Below are 20248 nucleotides of genomic sequence, written 5' to 3' on the forward strand. Positions count from 1 at the left end.
CGTTACCACCATCTGGCCCGGCCTCGCCCCCCACACCGTCACCCGCCGCCTCTACACCACCCTCAGCGACCTCCGCAAAGACATCACCACCACCAGCCACCCGAACCCCATCGAACACACCAACGACCGATACCACCTCAACCAGCAGCACATCGACGTCGACCTCTGGCACCTGAACGCCGCCATCGACCACGCCGCCACCGCGCTCACCAACCACACCCACGCCTACCAAACGATCATCGACCACTACACCGGCGACATCGCCGCCAACCACACCTGGCCCTGGCTCGACCCCATCCGCGAAACCATCCGCCGACACGTCATCGACGCCCACACCGCCCTCGCCAACCACACACCCGACCCGACAACCCGACTACACCACCTCCAAGACGCCCTCCGTGTCGACCCCTACAACGAACACCTCCACCATCTAGCCGCCGACACACTCACTGCACTCGGCAAACCGCAAGACGCCCAGAACCTCCTCGCCCGCTACCACCAGAGGCTCGCGGAAGCGGCCCCAGCGAAACCCTGACCAACTCGTAGGCTGCACGACTTAATGTGATTCATTGGTACGCGGCCTGCCTTCGGGTCGTAGTGGTAGTACGGGACTTTGGCCCTCAGGCAACGCACCCGGCTCGTCCGCTTCGTGCGAGGTGGCCGGGCGGGCCTCTTCGTGATCTAGGAACCTGTAGTGAACACGGAATCCCTGGGAGGTTCCGAACTGCCAAAACATGCCAAGAGCACCAAAAGGTACCTGCTGGAGGGGCGTCGTTGAATGACAGAGATGCATATCTCCAGTTCGGGAACCGCTGCGCCCGGCCACCGCGCCGGGCGAGGATCGCAACTTGGCGGCTGTCTTCAGCTCGCGGCCGGTCGTCGTCGCTGCGCCCGGCCACCGCGCCGGGCGAGGATCGCAACTTCGGTTTCTGTCGCAATTCCGTCGCGACGTCGACCGCTGCGCCCGGCCACCGCGCCGGGCGAGGATCGCAACCGCACCGTCGGCGACGAACCGTGTCGCATTTCGCGTGCTGCGCCCGGCCACCGCGCCGGGCGAGGATCGCAACTACGCCACCCACGACCTCATCGGCATCAACGGCCTCAAGCTGCGCCCGGCCACCGCGCCGGGCGAGGATCGCAACACTGGCGCGAGGTTGCCCGCACAGAGGGCGTGTTGCTGCGCCCGGCCACCGCGCCGGGCGAGGATCGCAACGACCTGCCCGGCGCCATCGTCGCCACGTCCCTGCTGGAGCTGCGCCCGGCCACCGCGCCGGGCGAGGATCGCAACGGTAAGGACGGCTCCGACGCCGATTCGCTGCCGGAGGCTGCGCCCGGCCACCGCGCCGGGCGAGGATCGCAACGTCCCACTCGCTGCGAGTGATCCCCTCCGGTCGGTCGCTGCGCCCGGCCACCGCGCCGGGCGAGGATCGCAACCCGTCGGGGGCGAAGTAGTCCGTGTTGTGGACCGGCGCTGCGCCCGGCCACCGCGCCGGGCGAGGATCGCAACACCCGGGACTGCTGGACCAGATCCTTGTACTCCCGCGCTGCGCCCGGCCACCGCGCCGGGCGAGGATCGCAACCGCCTCAGCCAGTCGGGCAAGCCGTACGGCCCTTTTGCTGCGCCCGGCCACCGCGCCGGGCGAGGATCGCAACCACAGACCGACCCGGTGAGCGTCCGCCAGGTCCGCCGTGCTGCGCCCGGCCACCGCGCCGGGCGAGGATCGCAACCGCATGACCCCGGTGTCCTACTGGGAGCCGACCGCCCAGCTGCGCCCGGCCACCGCGCCGGGCGAGGATCGCAACCACGGCGGACGGGGCGGGGGCGCTGCGGGCGGGGGGCTGCGCCCGGCCACCGCGCCGGGCGAGGATCGCAACCCGGCAAGGCAGTGCCGCCACCGGGGCAGTATGCGGTGCTGCGCCCGGCCACCGCGCCGGGCGAGGATCGCAACCTTTACGCGGGACAACTGTCTCGCGGGAGTGGCATGCTGCGCCCGGCCACCGCGCCGGGCGAGGATCGCAACCTCGTTGAGGCTGTCGCTCTTGGCGGCCGGCCGGGACGCTGCGCCCGGCCACCGCGCCGGGCGAGGATCGCAACTGCCACGCGACGATCCGCTCCACGCTGTCGTCCGGCTGCTGCGCCCGGCCACCGCGCCGGGCGAGGATCGCAACTGGCCGGTGAGGGGGTAGAACGCCTCGGGGTCGGTGCTGCGCCCGGCCACCGCGCCGGGCGAGGATCGCAACCTCGATTACCACCGCCGTTGTTACGACAACGGCACCTTGCTGCGCCCGGCCACCGCGCCGGGCGAGGATCGCAACAAGGCGGCCCCCGGCGCACTGCCGGGGGCCGCTCGTGCTGCGCCCGGCCACCGCGCCGGGCGAGGATCGCAACGTGGTCCGCGTAGGCGGCGGCAACGTACAGACGGTTGCTGCGCCCGGCCACCGCGCCGGGCGAGGATCGCAACCCGTAGACCGCCGGGGTCGGGGCCGGAGGCTGCGGGATAGCTGCGCCCGGCCACCGCGCCGGGCGAGGATCGCAACACCACCGCGAGCTTTGGTTCCTGGGCGAAAAGCCGCGCTGCGCCCGGCCACCGCGCCGGGCGAGGATCGCAACACCACCGCGAGCTTTGGTTCCTGGGCGAAAAGCCGCGCTGCGCCCGGCCACCGCGCCAGGCGAGGATCGCAACACCATGCGCAACGCCAGGCGGGCCGCCGGGTCCTTTGCTGCGCCCGGCCACCGCGCCGGGCGAGGATCGCAACGTCTCCGGTATCCGGCTCGTCGTCGACCCGATCGGTGCTGCGCCCGGCCACCGCGCCGGGCGAGGATCGCAACCTCCTGCCGCACCCGCTCGCGCAGCGCGATTGCCTTGCTGCGCCCGGCCACCGCGCCGGGCGAGGATCGCAACCGCCAGTCCGGCGGGACCGGAGCCACCTTATCCGGCGCTGCGCCCGGCCACCGCGCCGGGCGAGGATCGCAACACCAGGTCGTCCAGGTGGCGCAGCGCGGCAACCTGGCTGCGCCCGGCCACCGCGCCGGGCGAGGATCGCAACTCGGCAGGTGTCGTAGCGGGTGTCATTCTTCGGCAATGCTGCGCCCGGCCACCGCGCCGGGCGAGGATCGCAACTGCCGGTTTCGTAGCGGCGCACCTGCTGCAAGGAGCAGCTGCGCCCGGCCACCGCGCCGGGCGAGGATCGCAACCCCAGAGCCAGCGGGAGAACATGCCGATGATGCCGCGCTGCGCCCGGCCACCGCGCCGGGCGAGGATCGCAACTTCCCGAAGCCGGAAATCACTGCGCGCATCGTTGCCCGCTGCGCCCGGCCACCGCGCCGGGCGAGGATCGCAACGACGTCCTCGATTGACATGCCGCGGTCTTTCACGGCCTCGCTGCGCCCGGCCACCGCGCCGGGCGAGGATCGCAACACTGACATCCCTACTTCCCCTGACGACGACATGTGCTTGCTGCGCCCGGCCACCGCGCCGGGCGAGGATCGCAACACGGACAGCCGCGGTCGCCAGTGGCGGCTGTCCAGCGCTGCGCCCGGCCACCGCGCCGGGCGAGGATCGCAACAACTCCGGCGGCGGCGGCTCGTAGAACTTGAAAATGTGCTGCGCCCGGCCACCGCGCCGGGCGAGGATCGCAACGCTGCCGAGGGCTGATCGAACCCCGCTGGGGCTGACAGCTGCGCCCGGCCACCGCGCCGGGCGAGGATCGCAACGCCGCCACCGCGACCGTAGCGGGCACCGTGGCCGGCGCTGCGCCCGGCCACCGCGCCGGGCGAGGATCGCAACTCCGACGGGTCGGCCCAGCACGACAGGCCGATCTTGCTGCGCCCCGGCCACCGCGCCGGGCGAGGATCGCAACACGAGGTTCCGGCCGCCGACCGTGTACTGCCACACGGTGCTGCGCCCGGCCACCGCGCCGGGCGAGGATCGCAACCCGCAGCGCGCCCGCACGCCCCGCGTGGTCTGGCGGGCTGCGCCCGGCCACCGCGCCGGGCGAGGATCGCAACTGGATGCGCCTGGCCAACTCGCTCTTGGTCAATCCGCTGCGCCCGGCCACCGCGCCGGGCGAGGATCGCAACATCTACTACCGGGGGGCGTCGTGACGACGGTCCGGGTCGGGCTGCGCCCGGCCACCGCGCCGGGCGAGGATCGCAACACAAGCTCACCGAACGCCTCGGCGGCATCTACGCCCTCGCTGCGCCCGGCCACCGCGCCGGGCGAGGATCGCAACGTGGTGATGGCCTGCAAGATGACCCGGGTACGGCGGCTGCGCCCGGCCACCGCGCCGGGCGAGGATCGCAACGTCCGCGTTGTCGGACAGGTCCGTGAGCACGTCGCCGATGCTGCGCCCGGCCACCGCGCCGGGCGAGGATCGCAACAGCGCCGGCCCGTCGGACAGGTCGGTGCCGAACACCAGCTGCGCCCGGCCACCGCGCCGGGCGAGGATCGCAACGGCGCTGTCCAAGCGCGTGACGTCGACAAGCGGAAGGTGCTGCGCCCGGCCACCGCGCCGGGCGAGGATCGCAACCGGTGGGGCTTCAACCAAATAGCGAAGTTTTGGAAGCTGCGCCCGGCCACCGCGCCGGGCGAGGATCGCCACGCCGCGTACAACCTGGTCATCTACTCCCAGGGCGCGGCGCTGCGCCCGGCCACGGAAGCGGTTGAGGGTCGCAAGCTCGGAACAATAGTTTTCCGGCTATTTCGAAGTGCTGGGCGAAGCCCGGATGGTGTGCCTGTGGCGCTGCAGCGTCGGCCCTGTCGGTGACGCGCTGTTTGCGCCGCACTCGGTGATGATCCAAGCCGTGACCCGCGCTGGGCAATGGGTGTGCCTCTGCCAATCAAGGTGGTGACGGCATCTCAATACCTTGACGCCGGCCGAACCACAATCGGCTGATACTCCGCGAGGTCGCTGGTGTCCAGTTCCCGATCGATTGGTGGCGGGATTCGACGAGGTGCGTAGGGTCCGTTCGTGTCTTCTCTGTGGGCGCACAGCCCTGCTCCTGGCACGAGCCGCTGGCATTTACTCGCTGATCATCTTCGTAGCACTGCGGAGTTGGCGCGACGGTTCACTGTCGCCTTCGGTGGTGGTGAGGTGGGGTACTGGCTTGGTGCGCTGCATGACGTGGGCAAGGCGTCGTGTGCCTGGCAGGACAAGCTGGCTGCTGTAGCGTCCAGCGGTCGTCCGGTTGGCACCGACCATAAGTCATTCGGAACCCGGATCGCGCACGAACGGGGGCTCGGTCCGTTCGCCGGTGCGATCTTCGGCCATCACGGTGGTCTGATCGATGGGCCTGACTTGCAGGGAGCGTTCCATCGGAAGCTCGCTGAAGCGCCCGGCAACGTGCTGTCCGCTGAGCGGGAGTTGCCGGGGTTGTTGCCGGACTTGCCGGAACGGTTCGACCCTCTCGTCCCGGTTGACTGGCGGGAAGACCGGCTGGTGGGGGAGATGGCGCTGCGTCTGTGTTACAGCGCTCTGGTCGATGCGGACAGCTTGGATACCGCCGCGCACTTTCAGGGGCTGGCCAGCCCGCGCGTACGTCCAGATGCTGATCTTGGGTACCTCTACAAGCTGTTCGAGCGTCGGCGGGGTGAGGAACTGGCCGGGCGTGGTGGCACTGCGGTCGGCAGTTTGCGGGAGCGGGTATACGTGGACTGTCTCGCGGCGGCTGAGCGGGATCGTGGGGTGTTCCGCCTTGGTGCGCCGACTGGGGCGGGGAAGACCCTGGCAAGCGGTGGGTTCGCGTTGCGGCACGCGGAGAAGCATGGTCTGCGTCGGGTGATCGTGGCGGTCCCGTTCCTTACCATCACCGAGCAGAACGCTGCCGTCTATCGTCGGTTGCTCGACGAGGAAGGCGCAGAGCCGGCCGTCCTTGAGCATCACAGCCAGGCTGATTTCGATGACCCGGCAGTGGGCCGGTGGGCGCGGTTGGCTGCCGAGAACTGGGACGCGCCGTTCGTCGTCACGACTTTCGTCCGGCTCTTCGAGTCGTTGTACGCCCGTAAGCCGTCGACGATGCGCCGGGTGCATCGGCTGGCCAACTCGGTGATCGTGTTGGATGAGGTGCAGGCGTTGCCGCATGCCATGCTCGCGCCGATTCTTGATGGGATCCGGCTGCTGGTGCGGCACTTCGGCGCGACCGTGCTGCTCTCCTCGGCCACACAGCCGAGCTTCTGGGCGCTGGACGAGTTCAAGGACGTGCCCTGCACAGACCTGGTTCACGACACCCCGACACTGGTCAGTGATCTGCGAAGAGTGCGCTACGAGTGGCAGCTGGATCCGCGACCCACGCTGGCCGACATCGCCGACCAGGCCGTCGCGGAACCGTCGGCGCTGGTCGTGGTGAACACGACAGCGAACGCGAAGGCGGTGTTCGAGCGCTGGCGTGACGCCGAGCCAGACGGTGTGGCCTGGCATCTGTCCACCCGAATGTGCCCCGCGCACCGGCGACGGGTGCTCGAAGAAGTGCGGGCGCGCCTCGGCCGGGGCGAGCGTGTCCTGCTCGTGGCCACCCAACTGATCGAGGCCGGAGTAGACGTCGACTTCCCGGTGGTGTTCCGGGCGATCGCGCCTGCCGACTCGCTGCTGCAGGCGGCCGGTCGAGCCAACCGTGAGGGGACGATCGCGGAAGGCGGGCGGGTCGTGGTGTTCGCGCCAGAGGACGGCGGGCAACCGCCGGCATACAAGACGCTGGTCGGTTGCACCGAGCGTCAGTTCGGGCCGGACAAGGCCGACCCCGACGACGTGGCGGCCCTGGGACGTTACTACCGCAACGTGTACAGCGAGCTGAATCTCGCCGACGGCCAGCATGTCGGGCAGCGCATCCAACGGGCTCGCCAGCGGTGGGAGTTCCAGACCGTGGCCGAGGGGCCGATGGACGCAAGCACTAAGCCGCGGGATCGGAAGCTGGCATTCCGGATCATCGACGACGACGGGATCGGCGTGGTGACCCCGCAGGGGGCCGAGACACCTGACCTGCGGCGCGAACTGGAGCAGTTGATCGTGGAGCTGCGCCAGGCGCCGGTTGCGGATCTGGCGAAGCTGCGGCGTCTGCAGGCATACACGACGAGCCTTCACCCCAGCGTCCTGAAGGGGCCTGGCGTGACAGCGCTACTGCGGCCGATCTTCGGTAACGAGGTGCGGCGGGGCGCACTGGTCGAATGGCTCGGTGAGTACGACGACGCAACGGGTATCAACCTTGACCCGAATATGGAGCAGTTCGTCATCTGACGATGACTGCGCTGCTGGGTGAGCGCGAAAAGTATGGACGAAGGTCCATGCCGGGTGAGCGTCTTTCTGCGGTGTTGGTGGACCTGAGGCTGCCGTCAGCGCCAACTGGCTGACGGCTGGGCTTATGGATCACTGGTTCTTGTCATACCGGTCGTGAATTCTCGCACCTGTTGTGCGAGGCGGCTGCCGGTTCTGTGGTTTGGTCCTTTGTCGATCAGGTGTTCGACTGGTTCTGGCGTTGGAGGGATTGTGCTGTGACGACGGATGTGGTCAACGGGGTGGCGCTGCGGCGGAGCAAGGAGGGTGACCTGCCGGTTGTGGTGCAGGTCAGCGGTGAGGCGGCGTTGTTCTCGCGGCCGGAGTTGAAGGTGGAGCGGGTCAGTTATCCGGTGATGACGCCGTCCGCCGCGGTGGGGGTTCTCGAATCGATCTTCTGGAAGCCGGAGATGCGGTACCAGATCGTGGCGATCGAGGTGCTCAAGCCGGTGAGGCAGTTCTCGGTCCGGCGTAACGAGACCTCCGACGTGGCGCCTCTCGCGGAGGCGGTGAAGGGCACCCGCAGGGTCGACACCGCGGCGCATCGTGACCAGCGCCACGCTGTTTGCCTGCGTGATGTGGCGTACCGGATCCATGCCCACATCGAGTTGGCGGCGCACGCGGACAAGCCCGTCGCGGCGTATCGGGACCAGCTTCGCCGCCGGATCCGTAAGGGGGCCTGCTTCCAACAGCCGTACCTCGGCACCCGGGAGTTCAGCGCGGAGTTCGGCTGGCCGGATGACACGCCGCGGGCGGACGTCAACGAGGAGGTCGGCATCATGTTGCACTCCGTGCACCGTGACGGGAATCCGGGTCAGCCGCGGATGGAGTGGTTCGCGGCCCGGGTGGTTGCCGGGGTGCTGTCCGTGCCGGAACGCGGGATCGAGTTGGCGCTTCCGATGGAAGGCCAGGTCGCCTAGTGCTGTTGCAGCGGCTGGTGGAGTACGCCGACACCAGCGGGGACAACACCCCGAAGTTCTACGCCCGTAAGCCTGTGCGGTGGAGCCTGGACATCGACGACCACGGCGTGCCTCGGGGAGGCTTTGTCGACACGGCGAACAAGGACGACCCCGGCCATCGGTTCGGTGTGCCGCGGCTGGTGCCGGCGGTGACCCGTACCGCTGGGATCTCACCGGTGCTTGCGGTCGACAACGGCGAGTACGTCTTCGGTTGGCTGTCGGAGGGGGCCAAGCCGGAGCGGGTCGCGAAGCAGCACGACGCGTTCCGCGCCCTGATCACCGAGTGGGCCGCCGCCGAGCCAGACGGTCCAGGTCCGGCCATCGTCGCCTTCTACCGGGACGGGCACGCCGAACGGCTTCCACCACCGCCTGGCTGGGCTAGGGGAGACCTGATCGGCTTCTCGGTCGACGGGGAGTACGCGGCGGGCACCGGCGCGGCGCGGCGGTTCTGGGCCGAGGTGGCCGGTGACCGGAAGGGGTCGGGGCGCTCGGGCCTGTGTCTGGTCTGTGGGCAGGTGCAGCCTTTGCTGCAGACGGTGCCGCAGCTGATCCCCCGCCGGTGGGTGCCCGGCGCCACCCAGAACGCGTCGCTGGTCAGCATGAACGAGGCCGCGCACGGATACGAGCTGCAGACGTCTTTGGCGAACACGCCGATCTGCGCCGACTGTGGCCTCAAGTTCACGACCGCGTTGACCAGTCTGCTTTCCGACCCGCTGCACAGCACCGCGCTGTCGGGGCAGAACGCCCGGCTTGCCTGGTGGGTGCTGGGCGGGTCGACCTTCGACCCGTGGGCGACTGTCGAGCAGCTGGACCCCGCCCAGATCCGGAACCTGATCGCCAGTCCCGCCGACGGCACGGAAGCGACGGTCGACGACCTGTCGCGGTACTGCTCGGTGACGGTGGGCGGCAACGTCGCCCGGGTGGTCGTCCGGGACTGGGTCGAGCAGCCGATCAGCCAGGTGAAGGACAACATCCGGGCCTGGTTCGACGACCACCAGATCGTCGACGCCTGGACCGGTGAGGTGGTGCGGATCAAGGTTTCCCAGCTGGCCCGGGCGGCCGGGCGGTTCGAGGCCGGCCGTAACGGCGGCCCTGGGAACTGGACCAAGTTCGGCGCGTCCGGCGAACACCGCCCGCCCGACATGTTTCACCGGCTCCTGCGGGCCGCGCTGCTCAAGCGGCCGTTGCCACCGAAACTGCTCCACCACGTCATCAACCGGATCCGTATCGACGGCCGGCTCGACCCGGCCCGCGCCGCGCTGATCCGGCTGGCCCTGCGCCGCCACCCGACCCTGCCCGCGCATGAACGAGAGAGGCTGACGCCGACCTTGAACGTCGAGCACAAGCAGCCGCCGGCCTACGTGGCCGGCCGCATCTTCGCCGTCATGGACGACCTGCAACGGACCGTGTCCCGGGTCGCCGACCAGAGGCTCAACACCACCTTCGCCGAACGCTACTTCGGCCGGGCCATCGACAACCCACAGGTCGTCATCGTCTCCGGCCGCCGCACCGTGCAGGCCTGGCTCAAACGGCTACGCGGGCCCCTGCGCCGACCGACCTGGTCGGACGCGTACGAACGGCGACTCGACGACCTGTTCGTCCAGATCGACGCGATTCCCAGCGTCGCGGTGCTGACCGACAAGGCCCAGTTCATCCTCGGCTACCACCAGCAGCGCGCCGAGATGCGCACCGAACGACTCGCCGCAGCCGCGAACAAGAAGAACACCGACCTGCCCCCCGAGCCCGACGACGTGGCCCCGACCACCGACGACGAAGGAGACGACGCATGAGCGCCGCGCACCTGGACCCGACCCGCCGCCACGACGCCGTCCTGCTGTTCGACGTCACCGACGGCAACCCCAACGGCGACCCGGACGCCGGCAACCAGCCGCGCACCGACGACGAAAGCGGACAGGGCCTGGTCACCGACGTCGCGATCAAGCGCAAGATCCGCGACACCGTGTCGCTGCTGCGCGGCGACGACCCCCGCTACGGCATCTTCGTCGAAGCCGGCCACGCCCTGAACACCCGGATCGAGGGCGCCTTCACCGCTAACCCACCTAAGATCAGCAACAAGCCGACCCCCGCCGAGGCCGCGGTCGCCCAGCAGTGGCTCTGCGAGCACTACTTCGACGTGCGGATGTTCGGCGCCGTGCTCAGCACCGGCAAGGGCGGCGGCGCCGGGCAGGTCCGCGGCCCGCTGCAGCTCACCTTCGCCCGCAGCATCGACCCGATCGTGCCCGCCGACCACACCATCACCCGGGTCACCCAGACCCGACAGGACGACATCGACAAGGGAGAACGCACCGAGATCGGCTCCAAGTGGACCGTCCCGTACGGCCTGTACCGCACGCACGTGTTCTACTCCGCCCCCCGCGCCACGAAGACCGGCGTCACCAGCGACGACCTGGCCGCCCTGTGGCAGGCCATGACGGTCATGTTCGACCACGACCGGGCCGCCACCCGCGGCGAGATGAAACTGTGCGGGCTGTACGTGTTTAGCCACCCCGATGCCCTCGGCGTCGCCCCCTCGGCCGCCCTCACCCAACGCGTCACCCTCACCCGCGCCAACGACGACAAGACGCCGCGCACCCACACCGACTACACCCGCCACATCGACGAGGCGGAACTGCCCGGCGGCGTCACGCTGACCAAGCTGGTCGACCTCTGGCCGTGACCGGCCACCACCCGACGGACAGCGGCACCGACCTGCGGGAGGTGCCGCTGTCCGCGCTGGAGCACTACGCCTACTGCCACCGCCAGACCGCGCTGATCCACGTCGAGGGCGTCTGGTCGGAAAACGTCGAAACGGTCCGCGGCGACCTCAGCCACACCACCGTCGACCTACCCGGCGTCCAACGCCGCCGAGGCCTTACCGTGATCCGGTCACTACCCGTATGGAGCCATACCCACGGCCTGCGCGGCATCTGCGACATCGTCGAGTTCGAAAACGACACCGCCACACCCGTCGAGTACAAGGTCGGACGGTACAAACCCGGCGGCCCTGCCGAGCTGCAACTCGGTGGACAGGCACTCTGCCTGATCGAAGCCGGCCTCCACGTACCGACCGGCTACATCTACTCCGTCACCGAACGACGCCGACACCCCGTACCCATCGACACCGACCTGCTCGACCGCGTCATAGCCGCCACCAAAGCCGTACGACGCCTGCTGGACACCCCGACCCTGCCCGCCGCACGCAACGACGCCCGCTGCCGCCGCTGCTCCCTACGCGAGGACTGCCTGCCCGAACTGACCGACGGCCAGCGACACACCAACACCAACCTGTTAACCCCACGACCATTGGGACAGTGGCGTGACTGAACTCCTCAACACCCTCTACGTGCAAACCCCCGGCACCCACCTGCGCCTCGACGGCGACACCGTCCGGATCTACCACCCCGACCACCCTGAACGCCGACTACTACCACTCGTCCGGCTCGACCACCTGGTCCTGTTCAGCGGAGTCACACCCACCGACGACCTCCTGCTGCGATGCGCCGACGACGGACGCTCCGTCAGCTGGCTCACCGGCAGCGGACGATTCCGCGCCGGCCTGGTCGGCCCCACCCACGGCAACCCACTGCTACGCCAAGCCCAACACCGTGCCGCCGACTCACCAACACGGCAACTACCGATCGCGGTCGCCATCGTCGCCGGCAAGATACACAACGCCCGACAAGTCCTCCTACGCACCGCCCGAGACACCAGCGGACACCGACAGACCACGCTGCGGGCCAGCGCCGAACTCCTGGCCGGACGGCTCGAACTCCTCACCACCGCAGCCAACACCAACGAAATCCTCGGCGTCGAAGGCATCGCCGCCCGCGACTACTTCGCCGCCATGCCGTACCTGCTCGCCGACAACACGGACTGGAAGGCGTCCGGACGCAACAAACGACCCCCCACTGACCCCCTCAACTGCCTGCTCTCCTTCCTGTACGGCATGCTGCGCGTCGCCGTGCAAGGCGCACTCGAACAGGTCGGACTCGACCCCTACATCGGCTACCTGCACGCCGTCCGACCCGGCAAACCCGCCCTCGCCCTGGACCTGATGGAAGAGTTCCGACCACTGCTGGCCGACCGACTCGCACTCACCATGCTCAACAGACGAGAGCTGACCCCGACCGACTTCGAAGCGCTACCGAACGGGGCCTACCGGCTCACCGACAGCGGACGCAAGACCGTACTGGCAGCCTGGCAGCAAAGCAGGCAGCGCGACTGGCCACACGCGCAACTCGGCCGGCAAGTGCCCGCCGCCCTGCTGCCACTCGTACAGGCCAGACTCCTCGCACGTCACCTCCGCGGCGACCTGATCGCCTACCAGCCGTGGACGGTGAACTGACCCATGGATTTACTCGTCACATACGACGTCGAGACAGTCACGCCGCAGGGACAACGCCGACTCCGCAGAGTCGCCAAGATCTGCGAGGCATACGGACACCGCGTCCAGAAATCAGTGTTCGAGGTGGTCTGCCGCGAAACCGACAAAGTACGCCTCGTCGCCGCCCTCCAAGAGATCATCGACCCAACCCAGGACACCATCCGGATCTACCGGCTACCAGCCCAAGCGCTCGACGACATCGAGCACCTTGGCAAGCCGCGGGCGATCGACCCACGAGGACCGTTGGTGATCTAGGAACCCCAAGTGAACACGGAACGCCCAGGGGGTTCCGAACCAAAGAATAGGCATCAAATGTGCAAAACGGACCGCGAGCGAGTAGCCATCCCATTGGCGTACGGCTATCTTTGCTGCTCGTGAACCGCTGCGCCCGGCCACCGCGCCGGGCGAGGATCGCAACTCGACGCCGTACCGCGCCGCAACGCGCTTATACGTCGCTGCGCCCGGCCACCGCGCCGGGCGAGGATCGCAACCGGGCAACCCGTAGGTACTCCTCCACCAGGTCACCCAGGCTGCGCCCGGCCACCGCGCCGGGCGAGGATCGCAACGGCTTGGACCTGCGCCCGCACCGCCCACGACACCGGCGCTGCGCCCGGCCACCGCGCCGGGCGAGGATCGCAACGCTCGCGCGTCTCCGGTCGAGTCGGCGGACCGCCACGCTGCGCCCGGCCACCGCGCCGGGCGAGGATCGCAACGAGACGGACTTCGGTCGGCTCAACATCATGCTCAAGCTGCGCCCGGCCACCGCGCCGGGCGAGGATCGCAACGGGGTGCAACCCAACAACGACCTGGAGACGGTGGAGATGCTGCGCCCGGCCACCGCGCCGGGCGAGGATCGCAACCAGGTCACGCGCCATCCCACGGTTTCGATCTCCGAGCTGCGCCCGGCCACCGCGCCGGGCGAGGATCGCAACAGGTAGTAGCGGATGCTGTCCGCGACCGTCGTCTCGCTGCGCCCGGCCACCGCGCCGGGCGAGGATCGCAACCGGATGTACGACTGGCAGCTGTGGGCCACGGCGAACCACGCTGCGCCCGGCCACCGCGCCGGGCAGGGATCGCAACTCGGTGTCGGTGAGCTCGATGTGATCCCACACCGAGCTGCGCCCGGCCACCGCGCCGGGCGAGGATCGCAACAGGCTGGTAGAGATCATTTCGAACGATCCCCAGGTCGCGCTGCGCCCGGCCACCGCGCCGGGCGAGGATCGCAACCAGGGCGTCGTAGGCGAACAGCACCGGCAGGGCGTTGCTGCGCCCGGCCACCGCGCCGGGCGAGGATCGCAACGTCGTCATCGTCCACATCAATGCCGCCCGGGTTGACGTAGCTGCGCCCGGCCACCGCGCCGGGCGAGGATCGCAACCACCTGTGGGAGGACCCGAACGCGCCGATGTACATCGCTGCGCCCGGCCACCGCGCCGGGCGAGGATCGCAACGGCATTGACAGGACGTTGGCGCGCCAGAACTGGTCGTGCTGCGCCCGGCCACCGCGCCGGGCGAGGATCGCAACCCGGCAAGGCGGTACCGCCACCGGGGCAGTATGCGGTGCTGCGCCCGGCCACCGCGCCGGGCGAGGATCGCAACTTCGAGGTCGACGTCGACGCGATCGAGAGCGTCGTCCGTGCTGCGCCCGGCCACCGCGCCGGGCGAGGATCGCAACGCGTTCAGGGCGGTCTGGGTGGCCGTGCTGATCGGCTTGCTGCGCCCGGCCACCGCGCCGGGCGAGGATCGCAACCACAGGCTGGTAGATGAGGCTGTGGACAGTCGACGCGCGCTGCGCCCGGCCACCGCGCCGGGCGAGGATCGCAACACCTCCGGCGATGGCTAATTGTCGTCGATAATTGCGGAGCTGCGCCCGGCCACCGCGCCGGGCGAGGATCGCAACCACGTGCCCACGGTCAGCTCCCGGCGGTGCCGATGATGCTGCGCCCGGCCACCGCGCCGGGCGAGGATCGCAACTCCGCCCCGGGCGTGGCTGGTACATCCGTACGGCCAAGCTGCGCCCGGCCACCGCGCCGGGCGAGGATCGCAACGTCGGGTCCTCCGGCACCACCAGGCCGTGAGGCACCTGCTGCGCCCGGCCACCGCGCCGGGCGAGGATCGCAACTCTGCCTCCACCGTGGCACCGGTCGCCAGCACGAGCCGGCTGCGCCCGGCCACCGCGCCGGGCGAGGATCGCAACTGCGCCAGGAAATGGTCGAACTCCAGCCTCGGATCAGGCTGCGCCCGGCCACCGCGCCGGGCGAGGATCGCAACTCTGGCCGGGGCTGCGGGACCTGGCCCCGGGGTCGAGCTGCGCCCGGCCACCGCGCCGGGCGAGGATCGCAACACGACGTACTTCACGACGCCGCCCTGCTCGATCTTGGCTGCGCCCGGCCACCGCGCCGGGCGAGGATCGCAACGTCGGCTGCCTGGCTACGTGGGAGGCCGCGCGACGGTGCTGCGCCCGGCCACCGCGCCGGGCGAGGATCGCAACGATGGCAACGAACAGCAGTTCGACTCCCTCGATGAGAGCTGCGCCCGGCCACCGCGCCGGGCGAGGATCGCAACTGGGGTGCGGTCGCGGGGGTGTCGATCCTGTCGCATGCTGCGCCCGGCCACCGCGCCGGGCGAGGATCGCAACTGGGGTGCGGTCGCGGGGGTGTCGATCCTGTCGCATGCTGCGCCCGGCCACCGCGCCGGGCGAGGATCGCAACAACCGGGTGACGGCCAGGGCGAGCAGCACCCAGACGCACGCTGCGCCCGGCCACCGCGCCGGGCGAGGATCGCAACTCCCGCGCGGCCGGTACAACGGCGGTTACGCGGAGATGCTGCGCCCGGCCACCGCGCCGGGCGAGGATCGCAACCTCCGCCACGCCGATCCGCATCGCCTCCAGCTGGGCGGCGCTGCGCCCGGCCACCGCGCCGGGCGAGGATCGCAACCACTCGACGTCGCCCACCTCGGGGTCGAGGGAGATGCTGCGCCCGGCCACCGCGCCGGGCGAGGATCGCAACCTCCGCCACGCCGATCCGCATCGCCTCCAGCTGGGCGGCGCTGCGCCCGGCCACCGCGCCGGGCGAGGATCGCAACTCGGGGGCGAATGACCAGTCGGACAGCGTCTTTGAAGCTGCGCCCGGCCACCGCGCCGGGCGAGGATCGCAACTCGACGGGCATGGGCAACCTGCGGTCGTACCGGTGCTGCGCCCGGCCACCGCGCCGGGCGAGGATCGCAACTTCGGGCCGGACGGCGTGTGGGCGATGTGGGCCAGCGCTGCGCCCGGCCACCGCGCCGTGCGAGGATCGCAACGTCGGACTGACGCCACGCCGTTTCGGCGGGCGGTTGCTGCGCCCGGCAACCGCGCCGGGCGAGGATCGCAACCACAGACCGACCCGGTGAGCGTCCGCCAGGTCCGCCGTGCTGCGCCCGGCCACCGCGCCGGGCGAGGATCGCAACCACCCGTGCCACGCCCGTGCTGTCAGGCGTGCCACCAGCTGCGCCCGGCCACCGCGCCGGGCGAGGATCGCAACGTCGGCGGCTCAGACGATTAGGCGCACAGGGACAGACGCTGCGCCCGGCCACCGCGCCGGGCGAGGATCGCAACGCCCAGAGTGGTGGGTCGGTGGCCAACCCCGACCTTGCGGCTGCGCCCGGCCACCGCGCCGGGCGAGGATCGCAACGGCGGACCGGTCGACGGGGACGATCCGGCATACTCGGGCTGCGCCTGGCCACCGCGCCGGGCGAGGATCGCAACCCTCCAGGTCGCGAGCAATTCCTCTATTCCGGTCGCCTACAGATGTTGAATGGCCAGGTTCGTCCGTTGTGGTCTGTGTGATGGCTTGGGGCTGGGGTAGATCGATGGGATGAGGTATCCCGATGGAGGTGGGTTGTCCGCGCGGGGGCGGGCGAGGCGTGAGGCGGTACGGCGGCAGGCGGCTGGGTGGTTCGCCGAGGATGTGTCGGTGCCGGAGGTCGCGCGCCGGTTGCGGGTGTCGCAGACCGCGGTGTACGGGTGGCGTAAGCGGTGGCGGGCCGGTGGTGAACAGGCCCTCGCCTCGAAGGGGCCTGCGGGGTCTCGGTGTCGCCTGGATGAGGGTCGGCTGCGGCGGCTGGCCGATGCCTTGGAGCAGGGGCCGGCAGCGCACGGGTTCGGCGCCGATCAGCGGTGGACTTTGGCGCGGGTGTCGGACCTGATCGCGCGGATGTTCCGCACCCGGTACACGCTGCGTGGCACGGCGAACATCATGTACCGGCTTGGCTGGTCGGTGCAGGTGCCCAAACACCGTGCCGTCGAGCGGGACGAGGCCGCGGTCACCACCTGGCGCAAGGAGACGTGGCCGGTGGGAAAACGGTAGCGGCGCAGCGGCAGGCGTGGCTGGTCTTCGAGGACGAGGCCGGTCAGACGCTGCGCCCTCCGAAGGCACGCATCTGGGGACGACGCGGACACACCCCGGTCGTCCCGGTCACTGGCAAAGGATCCGGTCGCGTCTCGATCGCCGGGTTGACCTGTTACCGGCGCGGCCAGCGGTCCCGGTTGATCTACCGCACGATCGTGCACCGCGGCCGCAAGAACGAACGACGCAGCTTCAGCGAACGCGACTACATCACCCTGCTGGATGCCGCCCACCAACAACTCGACGGCCCGATCGTGTGCGTCTGGGGCAACTGTGAGACTTGCAGGGCGCCGTCCGGGACCGGGGCCTGACCCGTGGGGCAACTGGCCCTGGCTGCCTTGTTGAGGATCTGTCGGCTTCGGTATCCGGCGGCGTGTGCTGCCGCCAACCGGCGGGTGTGTCTCGATAGGGGCCTTGCCGCACAAGGCACCATCACAGTTCTGACCGCCCCACCGGCCGGCGTCGGCCATCAGCCCCACGCCGATCGAGGAGCCACATGACCGTCACCAGCATGCCCCAGACGACAGTGTCTGAACAGCCTGAGGAAAAGTTGGTGGAGGAGGTGATCCTCGGCGTTGACACCCACAAGGACGTGCACGTTGCTGCCGTGATCACCGTGCTCGGGGCGCCCATGGCCCATCAGGAGTTCCCGGCTACCTCTGCCGGATACCGCCAACTCCTGACTTGGGCCCGTTCCTTCGGCGGCCTGCGCCGAGCAGGAGTGGAGTGCACCGGTTCCTACGGAGCGGCTCTGGCAAAGTTCCTGAGCCGGGAAAGCGTTCAGGTCGTCGAGGTCAACCGGCCTGATCGCGCCACACGCCGCAAGCAAGGAAAGACCGACGCCATCGATGCCGATGCCGCCGCTCGTGCAGTCCTGTCCGGGCGTGCTGCCGTCACGCCCAAGACGGGCGAGGGCCCGGCCGCCGACATGCGCGTCCTGCGGCTGGCGAAAGAGTCGGCTGTCAAGGCCTGCACCCAGGCGAAGAACCAACTCAAAGCCGTACTCGTCGGCATCGATCCAGAGCTACGCGAGTCGTTGTCTGCACTCAGCAACTCGGCACTGATAGCCCGATGCGCAGACCTTCCCGACACCGGCAGCGCAGCCGTGTTTACGCTCCGGCTGCTGGCCCGCCGCATCCAGCAGTTGACCTCCGAGGCGAAGGAACTCACCCGCCGGATCAACCGAGCGGTCAGTGCCCACAATCCGCAGCTGCTGGAGATCATCGGCGTCGGGCCCGACAGTGCTGCTGCCTTGCTGATCGCCGCCGGCGACAACCCTGAGCGGCTGGCCAGCGAAGCATCCTTCGCCGCGCTGTGCGGCGTTAGCCCGGTCGAGCAGTCCTCCGGAAAGACCCGACGTCGACGGCTCAACCGCGGCGGCAACCGCCAAGCAAACGCCGCCCTCTACCGGATCGTCGTGACACGCATCCGCCGCGACCCACGCACCCGCAGCTACCTCGAACGACGCTCGAGGCAAGGCATGTCGAAACGCGAGATCATCCGCTGTCTCAAACGCTACGTCGCCCGCGAAATCTACCGCCGGATCCACCCGCCGACAGATCTACCGGCACCCTCCGCCGCTTGACGGAACATAGGGGCATCCTGAACACCCACGTCTCCGCCGCCATGCGGCAGATGATCGACGCCCGGGACTGGCTGACCGTGATCCGGCTACCCGCCTACGCCCCCGACCTGAACCCGACCGAGGCAGTGTGGTCCCACCTCAAACGCAGCATCGGCAACCTCGCCGTCACCGGCGTCGACCACCTCCTCGCGATCATCCGCAACCGACTCAAAAGCATCCAGTACCGCACCGACCTACTCGACGGCTTCCTCGCTCACACCGGACTGACACTCGAACCCGACACAACCTGACCATTCAAGATCTGTATCCCCGACGTATCACCGTCAAGGTGACTCAGACCTTTGATTGACTACCAGGGGGAACACCCGAGCGGGAGGCAGGGGCACCGTAGGCACCCGTCCACCGTTCGGTGGTGCGGTGACCAGCCGTACCGTGGTTTGCGGGCAGTCCGGCGCGGGCGCGAGCAGGAAGCGCCCCGCCGGCTCCGGTGTGGTGGTGAGTGTGTCCCAGACGCGGTTGGTCACCTTCTGGTCGCTGCCCCAGGCGCGGGCCAGGCATCCGAAGGACCTGGGACGAGAGCAGGTCCGTCGCTATTCGCGTGGTGTCTGCGGTGGTGTCGCGCTTGCGGCTCTGAGTAGCGCCTCTGTTTCGATGTGGCCGCCTCGGGCGGCCCATTCGAGGGGCGACAGGCCGGTGCCGTGGTCTTCGCGGAGGTTCGGGTCTGCGCCGTGGGTGAGGAGTTGGCGGACGACGTCGGCGTGCCCCCACGCGGCGGCTCCCGTCAAGGGTGTCCCCTCGTCGCCGCGTCCGCTCTCGACGTTCGGGTCCGCGCCGGCGTCGATGAGGATCCGTACCGCCACCCGCTTGTTATGCAGTGCGGCGAAGTAGAGGGGCGTGGTGCCGTCACGGTCTGCCCCGTTGGGGTCTGCCCCCACACGCAGCAGCGCGAGTATCGCGGGGAGATCGTCAAGCAGCAGCGACGCCATCAGACGGGCGGTGAGCTTCTTGCGCTGTCGGACCTTCACCAGCGTCAGGATAGGCAGTCCTGATCATCATGATCGGTCCGGCGGGCAGCTCCCTGGCGGGCCGTTCGGGTCACCGATGGTGCCCGGGAGGTGGGAAGGCCCGGAGGGCTGTTGCGGAAGGCGTTGGTTACAGGTCGAACGCGACGACGAGGGCCGAGAACGTCGGGGCGACTTCGCGCCATGAGCACCGGCTCGGGTCGGTCCAGAAGTCGGTCGCGACGACGCGGGGGTCGATGGGGTCTGTTCGGTAGTCGAGCGCGATGGCCACGTCGTCGCCGGGGCGCTTGTTGACCGCAACGAGGAACGCCATGTCGATGTCCAGCCAGGGTAGGTCGATCGGCTCGGTCCGCTCGGTGCCTCGCGCAAGTCTGAAGAGCTGAGCTGATGCGTGGTCTTGGGTGAGGATGTCCAGTGAGGTCGACTCTCGCGTCATGGCTTCGATGCTGGTGAGGAAGTGCAGGGGGTCCTTGAACCAGGGCATCGCGCGGGCGAGGGCCGTTTCACCGGGATGTCGCCATCTGTCTGCCCTGAGGAGGGAGAGCAGCAGCGGCGGAACGACAAGGCCGCGGATCCGTACCGACATCTGGTTGTCCTCCACCGGCCAAGCATCCCATCGATGGGGCGGCGCCCTCATCTTGTCGGGG

14 protein-coding genes and 2 CRISPR repeat arrays are annotated in these 20248 nt (G+C 69.6%); of the genes, 12 read left to right on the forward strand and 2 right to left on the reverse strand.

Annotation, left to right across the window (positions count from 1 at the left end):
- The 12 genes from E1258_RS14890 to E1258_RS14945 form a co-directional block, all read left to right on the forward strand.
- The coding region (locus E1258_RS14890; RefSeq protein WP_207919564.1) for a bacterial transcriptional activator domain-containing protein at positions 1–535 on the forward strand (535 nt) is incomplete at its 5' end.
- A gap of 276 nt (positions 536–811) precedes the next feature.
- Positions 812–4677: direct repeats of the CRISPR family, unit length 37 nt; unit sequence GCTGCGCCCGGCCACCGCGCCGGGCGAGGATCGCAAC.
- Positions 4678–4971: 294 nt separating this feature from the next.
- Positions 4972–7230: a CRISPR-associated helicase Cas3' gene (gene cas3, locus E1258_RS14895; RefSeq protein ID WP_132401009.1), complete on the forward strand. Its 2259-nt coding sequence runs from the start codon at positions 4972–4974 to the stop codon at positions 7228–7230.
- A gap of 266 nt (positions 7231–7496) precedes the next feature.
- Complete coding sequence (gene cas5c / locus E1258_RS14900) at positions 7497–8186, forward strand: type I-C CRISPR-associated protein Cas5c (protein ID WP_132401040.1); 690 nt, start codon at positions 7497–7499, stop codon at positions 8184–8186.
- Complete coding sequence (cas8c, locus tag E1258_RS14905) at positions 8186–10015, forward strand: type I-C CRISPR-associated protein Cas8c/Csd1 (protein ID WP_132401012.1); 1830 nt, start codon at positions 8186–8188, stop codon at positions 10013–10015. The genes cas5c and cas8c overlap by 1 nt, the downstream gene beginning before the upstream one ends.
- Positions 10012–10902 carry a type I-C CRISPR-associated protein Cas7/Csd2 gene (gene cas7c / locus E1258_RS14910; RefSeq protein ID WP_132401015.1) on the forward strand — a complete coding sequence of 297 codons (891 nt, stop codon included), beginning with the start codon at positions 10012–10014 and terminating at the stop codon, positions 10900–10902. Before cas8c ends, cas7c begins: the two co-directional genes overlap by 4 nt.
- The gene (cas4, locus tag E1258_RS14915; RefSeq protein WP_132401018.1) at positions 10899–11549 is read left to right on the forward strand and encodes a CRISPR-associated protein Cas4; all 651 of its coding nucleotides are present in this window, start codon (positions 10899–10901) and stop codon (positions 11547–11549) included. Before cas7c ends, cas4 begins: the two co-directional genes overlap by 4 nt.
- Positions 11542–12570, forward strand: coding sequence for a type I-C CRISPR-associated endonuclease Cas1c (cas1c, locus tag E1258_RS14920; RefSeq protein WP_132401021.1), 1029 nt, complete (start codon positions 11542–11544; stop codon positions 12568–12570). Before cas4 ends, cas1c begins: the two co-directional genes overlap by 8 nt.
- A gap of 3 nt (positions 12571–12573) precedes the next feature.
- Positions 12574–12864: a CRISPR-associated endonuclease Cas2 gene (gene cas2, locus E1258_RS14925; protein WP_132401024.1), complete on the forward strand. Its 291-nt coding sequence runs from the start codon at positions 12574–12576 to the stop codon at positions 12862–12864.
- Positions 12865–12990: 126 nt separating this feature from the next.
- Positions 12991–16354: a CRISPR direct-repeat array (repeat unit 37 nt; unit sequence GCTGCGCCCGGCCACCGCGCCGGGCGAGGATCGCAAC).
- 109 nt (positions 16355–16463) lie between these two features.
- The gene (locus tag E1258_RS14930; protein ID WP_132401026.1) at positions 16464–16955 is read left to right on the forward strand and encodes a winged helix-turn-helix domain-containing protein; all 492 of its coding nucleotides are present in this window, start codon (positions 16464–16466) and stop codon (positions 16953–16955) included.
- Positions 16934–17305, forward strand: coding sequence for a transposase (locus E1258_RS34815; RefSeq protein WP_132401029.1), 372 nt, complete (start codon positions 16934–16936; stop codon positions 17303–17305). The genes E1258_RS14930 and E1258_RS34815 overlap by 22 nt, the downstream gene beginning before the upstream one ends.
- Positions 17306–17490: 185 nt before the next feature.
- Positions 17491–18579, forward strand: coding sequence for an IS110 family transposase (locus E1258_RS14940; protein WP_132401032.1), 1089 nt, complete (start codon positions 17491–17493; stop codon positions 18577–18579).
- The gene (locus E1258_RS14945) at positions 18576–18869 is read left to right on the forward strand and encodes a transposase (RefSeq protein ID WP_243715463.1); all 294 of its coding nucleotides are present in this window, start codon (positions 18576–18578) and stop codon (positions 18867–18869) included. The genes E1258_RS14940 and E1258_RS14945 overlap by 4 nt, the downstream gene beginning before the upstream one ends.
- A 300-nt stretch (positions 18870–19169) precedes the next feature.
- Here the strand turns inward: E1258_RS14945 and E1258_RS14950 are convergent, their stop codons facing one another.
- Both E1258_RS14950 and E1258_RS14955 read right to left on the reverse strand, forming a co-directional pair.
- Positions 19170–19604 carry an ankyrin repeat domain-containing protein gene (locus tag E1258_RS14950; protein WP_132401034.1) on the reverse strand — a complete coding sequence of 145 codons (435 nt, stop codon included), beginning with the start codon at positions 19602–19604 and terminating at the stop codon, positions 19170–19172.
- A 127-nt stretch (positions 19605–19731) separates the two neighbouring features.
- Positions 19732–20248: hypothetical protein (locus tag E1258_RS14955; protein WP_207919566.1), on the reverse strand; the 517-nt coding region annotated here is incomplete at its 5' end.

Source organism: Micromonospora sp. KC207, from assembly GCF_004348615.1.
Classification (GTDB): Bacteria; Actinomycetota; Actinomycetes; order Mycobacteriales; family Micromonosporaceae; genus Micromonospora.